Raw genomic sequence first — 6,720 nt, 5'->3', positions numbered from 1 at the left:
GGTCAATCCCCACCAATGTAGCCTGATGCTGGCCCGATTCGACCAACGAGCCCGAATCACAGGCGCTTGCCCCCACTTGGCGCGTCACGCAGATGACAGCCTGGGGCCTGGTGCAAAGGGTTTTCACCATGCACGGGGCTGACCACGCGACCTAAAGTGAAAACCCCAAGGAGACACAACATGCCCATCAACCCGTTCCGCTCTCGCATCACCTCGACCCGCGCCCCTCTGGCCTCGCCGCTCAAACGGCAAGTTGGTCTCAGCCTCTTGCTGCTGAGCCTGGGGGCCTTCAGTGCCACCAGCGCTGTGGCCCAGGCCTTTCCCACCAAGCCTTTGCGCCTGGTGGTGACCTTTCCTTCGGGCGGTGCGCCCGACATCCTGGCGCGGCTGTTCAGCGAAAAAGCGCAGCTGGGCTTTCCGGTGGTGGTAGACAACCGACCCGGCGCGGGCGGCAACATCGGCGCGGACAACGTGGCCAAGTCGCCTGGCGACGGCCACACCATCGTGATGGGCACCGTGGGCACCCATTCCATCAACGGGGCACTCTACGAAAAAATGCCCTACGACATGGTCAAGGACTTCAGCCCCATCTCGCTGATCGCCTCGGCCCCGAACCTGCTGGTGGTGAACAACGCCCTGCCCGTGAAAAACGTGCCCGAGCTGATCGCCTACATGAAGGCCAACCCCAACAAACTCTCGTTTGGCTCCCCGGGCATCGGCACCTCGGTGCACGTCTCGGGCGAACTGTTCAAGTCCCTCACCGGCACCACCATGGAGCATGTGCCCTACAAGGGCCGTCAGTTCGCCATCCCCGACCTGATCGGCGGCAGCATCCAGGTCATGTTTGACAACATGCCCTCGGCCTTGCCCATGGCCAAGGAGGGCAAGATCCGGGCTTTGGCACAAACCACCGCCACCCGCTCACCAGCCGCCCCAGATGTGCCCACCGTGGCCGAATCGGTGCCCGGCTTTGAGGCCACCACCTGGTTTGCCATGTTTGCCCCGGCCAATGTGCCCCGCCCCGTGATCGACAAGCTCAACGCCGAGGTGCTGCGCGTATTCAAACTGCCTGAAGTGCAAGAGCGCTTGAAGACCCTGGGCCTGGACCCTGTGCTGTCCAGCCCCGCAGAGTTGGCCCGCTACCAGGCCAGCGAAATCACCAAATGGGCCAAAGTGGTGAAGGACTCGGGCGCCAAAGCGCAGTGATGCGGCCTGCTGTCTCCCGCTGACATCACTCAGACCAGCTCAGAGATCTCGATCAGGTTCAGGTCGGGGTCTCTGAGAGGAGATGCCAGCGCACCGACACCAAAAACGCCACTTCAACATCACCGCGCCGACAAACCCTTCAAGTAGCGGCTCATGTGATCGCGCCAGACGGTGGGCTCGTTGTGCAGCATGTGGCCGTTTCGTCCCGGTGGCGGCTCGATGGCTAAAAACTCACCCAGTCCACCGCTGACGACAAAGGCCTCGTGATTGGCACGGCTGTGGCTCAATTTGTAATAGGGATCACGGTTTCCATAAAGCCAAACCATCGGTTGTTTGAAACGGCCCCCTTGTCGCATCAAAGAGGCGTTGATGACACTCGCCTCCGGGCAGGCATCGCCCACCCAGCCCCCGACAAAGTTCACCACACCTCTAAACAGCTCAGGATGTCGACCCGCATAGGCCACAGACAAGATGCCCCCGCGAGACACGCCTCCAATCAGCATCCGCTGCGCGTCCACATCGGGCCGCTGCAAAACGTGCGTCATGACGGCGTCCAGATCCTCGACGGCGCGTTCAAAGCCCTTCAAAGCCGGCTCAGCGTTGCACGAGTAACCTTGGGTACGGTCTGCTGAAAAGCCCTCGTCGTACACGCCATCGGACTGCCCTCGCCCCCGGCGCTGCGGTAACAAAACCAGCCAGCCCTGATTTGCAAAATACTGCGCCACATCAGGACTGGCCCAAGTCAACTTGAACCATGATGCTTGATCGCCTCTGCCCGTGGAGCCATGGTTGAAGACCAGAACGGGGTAAGGCCCCTGACCATGAGGACGGTAGACGACCATCTCAAGCGTTTGGGGCACGCCGCCCTCTTTCCATGGCGTTGGGACTCGCTCAACACTTCGTGTGTAAGGCGATGCGGACATTTTTTGTGTCAAAACACCGGCAGAAAGCAGCTTTTTTTCGGGCTTCCAGTAAGAAAACTCCATGTCATCGTCAGCGCGCCGTCTCAAAACCAGACGCGCGCCGCTGCCAAGGGGCACGTGCAACTCATCGCCCACAAACTGCCCGATCGCACGCTCAGTCAAAGGGATATCGAGCGGGCTCACCATCGCAAAAGCCAGCGTCGCTTGCGTTTGCGACACTTGCTCAACCGCGATGCGCACATCACACACACGATTGCCACAAGCCCACCCCGTCCATAGACCGTGCCAGCTCGCCCGCTGCGGGGGCAAAGCCGGGTCGGGCAAGACAGAAACACCGCCCCCGGGCAACACAGCGGCGACAGGACTTTCCGATGCTGCCGCCTGGAGCCGAGGCATGAACGCTGGCCAAGCGGTTTGCGCACCCGCTTGAATGACCGAAAGGCCAGCAACGATAACCAATGCGGAACTTTTGAAGTTCATATTAAGCTCCCCCCTTTTTGATCGAAAACGTGGTGCGCTTGCACCAGTGGATTTTGAAGCTTTGTTCTATTGATAAATAGCCTTGGACTTGCACCCCATCAAACCCAGCCCTAATCGGGGCACCGCCAAGCCCCTCGCTGAGGCCGCTCAGACCAGCTCAGAGATCTCGATCAGGTTCAGGTCGGGGTCTCTGAGGTAGATGGAGCGGATTTTTTGGGTGGCTCCGGTGCGCATGACCGGGCCTTCCACGATGGGCCAATCGGCCTGGGTCACACGGGCCATGACCTCAACGAGGGGCACGCTGGCGATGAAACACAGGTCCAAGGCCCCTGGCACCGGCAAATGGGCTTTGGGCTCAAACTCCCGGCCGCGCACATGCAGGTTGATTTTCTGCTGGCCAAACTTGAAGGCCTGGCGCTGCACCGGGGGCGTGCCACCCACAAAGCTTTCGAGCTGCATGCCCAGCACGCGGGTGTAAAAGTCGATGCAAGCGGCCTCGTCGCAGGTGGTCAGCACCAGATGGTCCAGGTGGTCGATCATTGAAAAACTCCTCTGTCAATTCGGCGTCAGCAACAGCGCTCAGGCCACGATGCCCTGCTCGCGCAGCGCCTGGATTTGCGTGGCACTCAGGCCCATGCCACTGAGCACCGTGTCGCTGTCCTGACCGATGCCAGGTGCGTTGCGGCGGTGGCCGCCGGGCGTGCGCGAGAGCTTGGGCACGATGCCGGGCACCATCAAATCGCTGCCGTCGGGCATGCGCACGGTTTGCAGCATGTCACGCGCCAGGTAGTGCGGGTCTTGCGCGATGTCGGCCACGGTGTAGATGCGCCCGGCCGGCACACTGGCGCGGTCCAGTGCTGCCAGCACCTCGTCCACCGTGTGCTGCGCCGTCCACTGGCCAATCACGCCGTCGATTTCGGCCACGCGGGCCACACGGCCCGTGTTGTCTTTCAGGCCCGGGTCTTGGGCCAGGTCGTCGCGGCCGATCTCGGCCATCAGGCGCTTGAAGATGCTGTCGCCGTTGCCCGCAATCAGGGCGTAGCCGCCGTCCTTGCACAGGTAGGCGTTGCTCGGCGCAATGCCCGGCAAGGCGCTGCCCGCGGGTCCGCGCACCGCGCCAAAGGCGCTGTACTCGGGCAGCAGGCTTTCCATGCAGTTGAACATGGCCTCGTACAAAGCCACGTCGATCACCTGCCCCCGGCCCGAGGTCCGGCGCTCGTGCAAGGCCAGCAAAATGCCAATCACGCCATGCAAAGCCGCCAGCGTGTCGCCCAGGCTGATGCCCACACGCACCGGCACGCGGCCTGGCTCGGCCGTCAAGTGGCGAATACCGCCCATGGCCTCGCCCACCACGCCAAAACCCGGGCGGTCCCGGTAAGGGCCGGTCTGACCGTAGCCGCTCACCCGCAACATGATCAGACGCGGATTGAGCGCCAACAAATCGTCAGGCCCCAAGCCCCAGCCTTCCATCGCGCCGGGACGGAAATTTTCAATCAGCACATCGCTCTCGGCGGCCAGCTGGCGCACGATGTCCTGCGCTGCGGGCTGCTTGAGGTCCAGGGCCAAAGACTGTTTGTTGCGCGACTGCACCTGCCACCAAACCGAGGTGCCATCTTTCATCAAGCGCCACTGGCGCAAAGGGTCGCCAGCGCCAGGCGGCTCGATCTTGACCACATCGGCCCCGAAATCGCCCAGGGTTTTGGCCGCAAAAGGCCCGGCGATCAACTGGCCCAATTCGAGGACCTTGAGTCCGGCCAAGGGGCCGGTGGCGGGTGAAAAAGCTTTGTCTGCGTTCATGGCCTCAAGTGTAGGCAATCGGGCACCCCGCGTGGCGGGCGGACGCTTGCAGGCTCAATCCCGGTAAATCGCGATCTGCGGCGGGCCATTGCCTTGCACCAGGCCCCGGTACATGCCTTCGGTGTTGAAGGCCAACTGGTAGTGGCCTTGCCGGTCCAGTGCGATCACGCCACCACGCCCGCCGGTGGCGTCGAGTTTGTCGCGCACCGTGGCCTCGGTGGCCTGGGCCAGGCTCAAGCCGCCATAGGCCATGCGGGCGGCGATGTCGTGCGCCACCACCCCGCGCATGAAAAATTCGCCCGCACCGGTGGCCGACACGGCCGCCGTGGCGTCGCAGGCATAGGTGCCCGCGCCAATCAGGGGCGAATCGCCCACGCGGCCAAACATCTTATTGGTCATGCCGCCTGTGGACGTGGCCGCAGCCAAGTGGCCGTGTGCGTCCAGCGCCACGGCCCCCACGGTGCCGAACTTGCGGTCAATCGGTTTGGATTGATCTGGTTGACGCTGCCCGTCGTGGTCCAGCATCACCTGGTTTTGGGCCAATGCGGCTTGCAGCTGCTGCCAGCGGTGCGCCGTGTGAAAGTACTCAGGCCCCTCCATGGCCAAGCCTTGCGACTGGGCAAAGGCCTCGGCCCCTTGGCCGATCAGCAGCACATGGCCGCTGCGCTGCATGACAGACTGCGCCGCCAACACAGGATTGCGCACCGACACCACGCCCGCCACCGCACCGGCTTGGCCCGTGGCACCGTCCATGACGGCGGCGTCCATTTCGTTGCGGCCCTCGTGGGTAAAGACCGAGCCCTTGCCTGCGTTGAACAGGGGGCAGTCTTCCAGCACGCTCACCGCCGCCACCACCGCATCAACAGCCGAAGCTCCCCGCAGCAGCAGTGACTGCCCTGCCCTCAAAGCCTGGCCCAAGGCATCGCGGTACTCCAGTTCTTGCGCCGGGCTCAGGTCTGCACGTGTCAAGGTGCCTGCACCGCCATGCACCAACAAAGTCACCGGGGCTGACATGGTCATCCGATCAATCGTTCAGATGGCAAGCCGCCTGGTGCAGCGTGCCCACGTTTTTGAGCACGGGTTCCTCCACCTTGCAGCGCTCGGTGGCTTTGGGGCAGCGGGGGTGAAAGTGGCAACCCGTGGGTCGGTTGACCGGGTTGGGCACATCGCCCGTGAGCACAATGCGCTGCTTCTTGGCCTTGGGGTCCGGAATGGGCACGGCCGAGAGCAAAGCCTCGGTGTAGGGGTGTTTGGGGCGGGTGTACAAATCGCGCGAAGGCGCGATCTCGACCACACGGCCCAGGTACATCACGGCCACCCGGTTGCTGATGTGTTCGACCACCGACAAATCGTGCGCAATGAACAAATAGGTCAAGCCCATTTTGGCCTGCAGGTCTTCCAGCAGGTTGATGACCTGCGCCTGAATCGACACATCGAGGGCCGACACCGGCTCGTCACACACAATCAACTTGGGCGACACGGCCAAAGCACGGGCGATGCCGATGCGCTGGCGTTGCCCGCCAGAAAATTCGTGTGGAAAGCGCCGCATGTGGTCGGCGTTCAGGCCCACGGTTTCCAGCAAATCCACCACCCGGGCCTGGTATTCAGAGGGCGACTTGGTGAGCTTGTGGATGGTCAGGGCTTCGCCAATGATGGCTTCGACCGACATGCGCGGGTTGAGCGAGGCAAAGGGGTCCTGAAAAATGATCTGCATGTCACGCCGCACCTGGCGCAGCGCCTGCGGGTTCATGGCGGTGACGTCCTGGCCATTGAAGCGGACCTCACCCGCGCTGGGCTCGATCAGCCGCAAAATGCAGCGTCCGGTGGTGGACTTTCCGCAACCGGACTCGCCCACCATGCCCAGGGTCTCCCCCGCCGCAATGCTGAGCGACACGCCATCGACAGCGTGCACACGGCCCACTTCACGGCTGAGCAGACCGCCCTTGATCGGGAAGTATTTGGTCAGGCCCTTGACCTGCAAGAGGTCGGGGGCTTGGTCGGGGGCTTGGTCGGGCGCTTGGTCGGGCGCTTGGCTGGCCGCACCGGATGCGTGCGCAGCGGGGGACAAGGAAGCAGTGTCTGGGGTCATGTCGCTAAGTGGCAAGCCACGCGGTGTCCGGGGGTCAATTCGCGCAACTCGGGCATCTCGGACGCGCAACGGGCGTTGGCGTGCGGGCACCGGGGCGCAAAGCGGCAGCCGGGGGGTGGAAGGATCAACTTGGGCACCGAGCCGGGGATGGCGTGCAAGCGCTGCTTGTGCGCGCTGTCCAGGTCCAGGCGGGGAATGGAGCGGATCAGGCCTTGGGTGTAGGGG

Annotated in this window: 7 protein-coding genes; 1 reads left to right on the top strand and 6 read right to left on the bottom strand. The window is 63.3% G+C overall.

Annotated elements, in window-relative coordinates:
- Positions 1–180: 180 nt before the first annotated feature.
- Positions 181–1,206: a tripartite tricarboxylate transporter substrate binding protein gene (locus QZ190_RS08825; RefSeq protein WP_291915398.1), complete on the top strand. Its 1,026-nt coding sequence runs from the start codon at positions 181–183 to the stop codon at positions 1,204–1,206.
- A gap of 119 nt (positions 1,207–1,325) precedes the next feature.
- Here the strand turns inward: QZ190_RS08825 and QZ190_RS08820 are convergent, their stop codons facing one another.
- The 6 genes from QZ190_RS08820 to QZ190_RS08795 all read right to left on the bottom strand — a co-directional run.
- Positions 1,326–2,525 carry an alpha/beta fold hydrolase gene (locus QZ190_RS08820; protein WP_291915397.1) on the bottom strand — a complete coding sequence of 400 codons (1,200 nt, stop codon included), beginning with the start codon at positions 2,523–2,525 and terminating at the stop codon, positions 1,326–1,328.
- Positions 2,526–2,756: 231 nt separating this feature from the next.
- The gene (locus QZ190_RS08815; RefSeq protein ID WP_291915396.1) at positions 2,757–3,149 is read right to left on the bottom strand and encodes a VOC family protein; all 393 of its coding nucleotides are present in this window, start codon (positions 3,147–3,149) and stop codon (positions 2,757–2,759) included.
- A gap of 39 nt (positions 3,150–3,188) precedes the next feature.
- Entirely contained in the window at positions 3,189–4,406 is a 1,218-nt protein-coding gene (locus tag QZ190_RS08810) for a CaiB/BaiF CoA-transferase family protein (protein WP_291915395.1), read from the bottom strand.
- Positions 4,407–4,460: 54 nt separating this feature from the next.
- Positions 4,461–5,420, bottom strand: a complete 960-nt coding sequence (locus QZ190_RS08805; RefSeq protein WP_291915399.1) for an isoaspartyl peptidase/L-asparaginase family protein — start codon at positions 5,418–5,420, stop codon at positions 4,461–4,463.
- 10 nt (positions 5,421–5,430) lie between these two features.
- Positions 5,431–6,495, bottom strand: a complete 1,065-nt coding sequence (locus QZ190_RS08800; protein WP_291915394.1) for an ABC transporter ATP-binding protein — start codon at positions 6,493–6,495, stop codon at positions 5,431–5,433.
- On the bottom strand, positions 6,492–6,720 hold a 229-nt coding region (locus tag QZ190_RS08795; RefSeq protein WP_367114237.1), incomplete at its 5' end, for an oligopeptide/dipeptide ABC transporter ATP-binding protein. The genes QZ190_RS08800 and QZ190_RS08795, both read right to left, overlap by 4 nt.

The organism is Limnohabitans sp. (assembly GCF_017848645.1).
Classification (GTDB): domain Bacteria; phylum Pseudomonadota; class Gammaproteobacteria; order Burkholderiales; family Burkholderiaceae_C; genus Limnohabitans_A.
The sequence above is the reverse complement of the archived record's forward strand: the minus strand, read 5'-3'. Positions and strand labels throughout refer to the sequence as shown.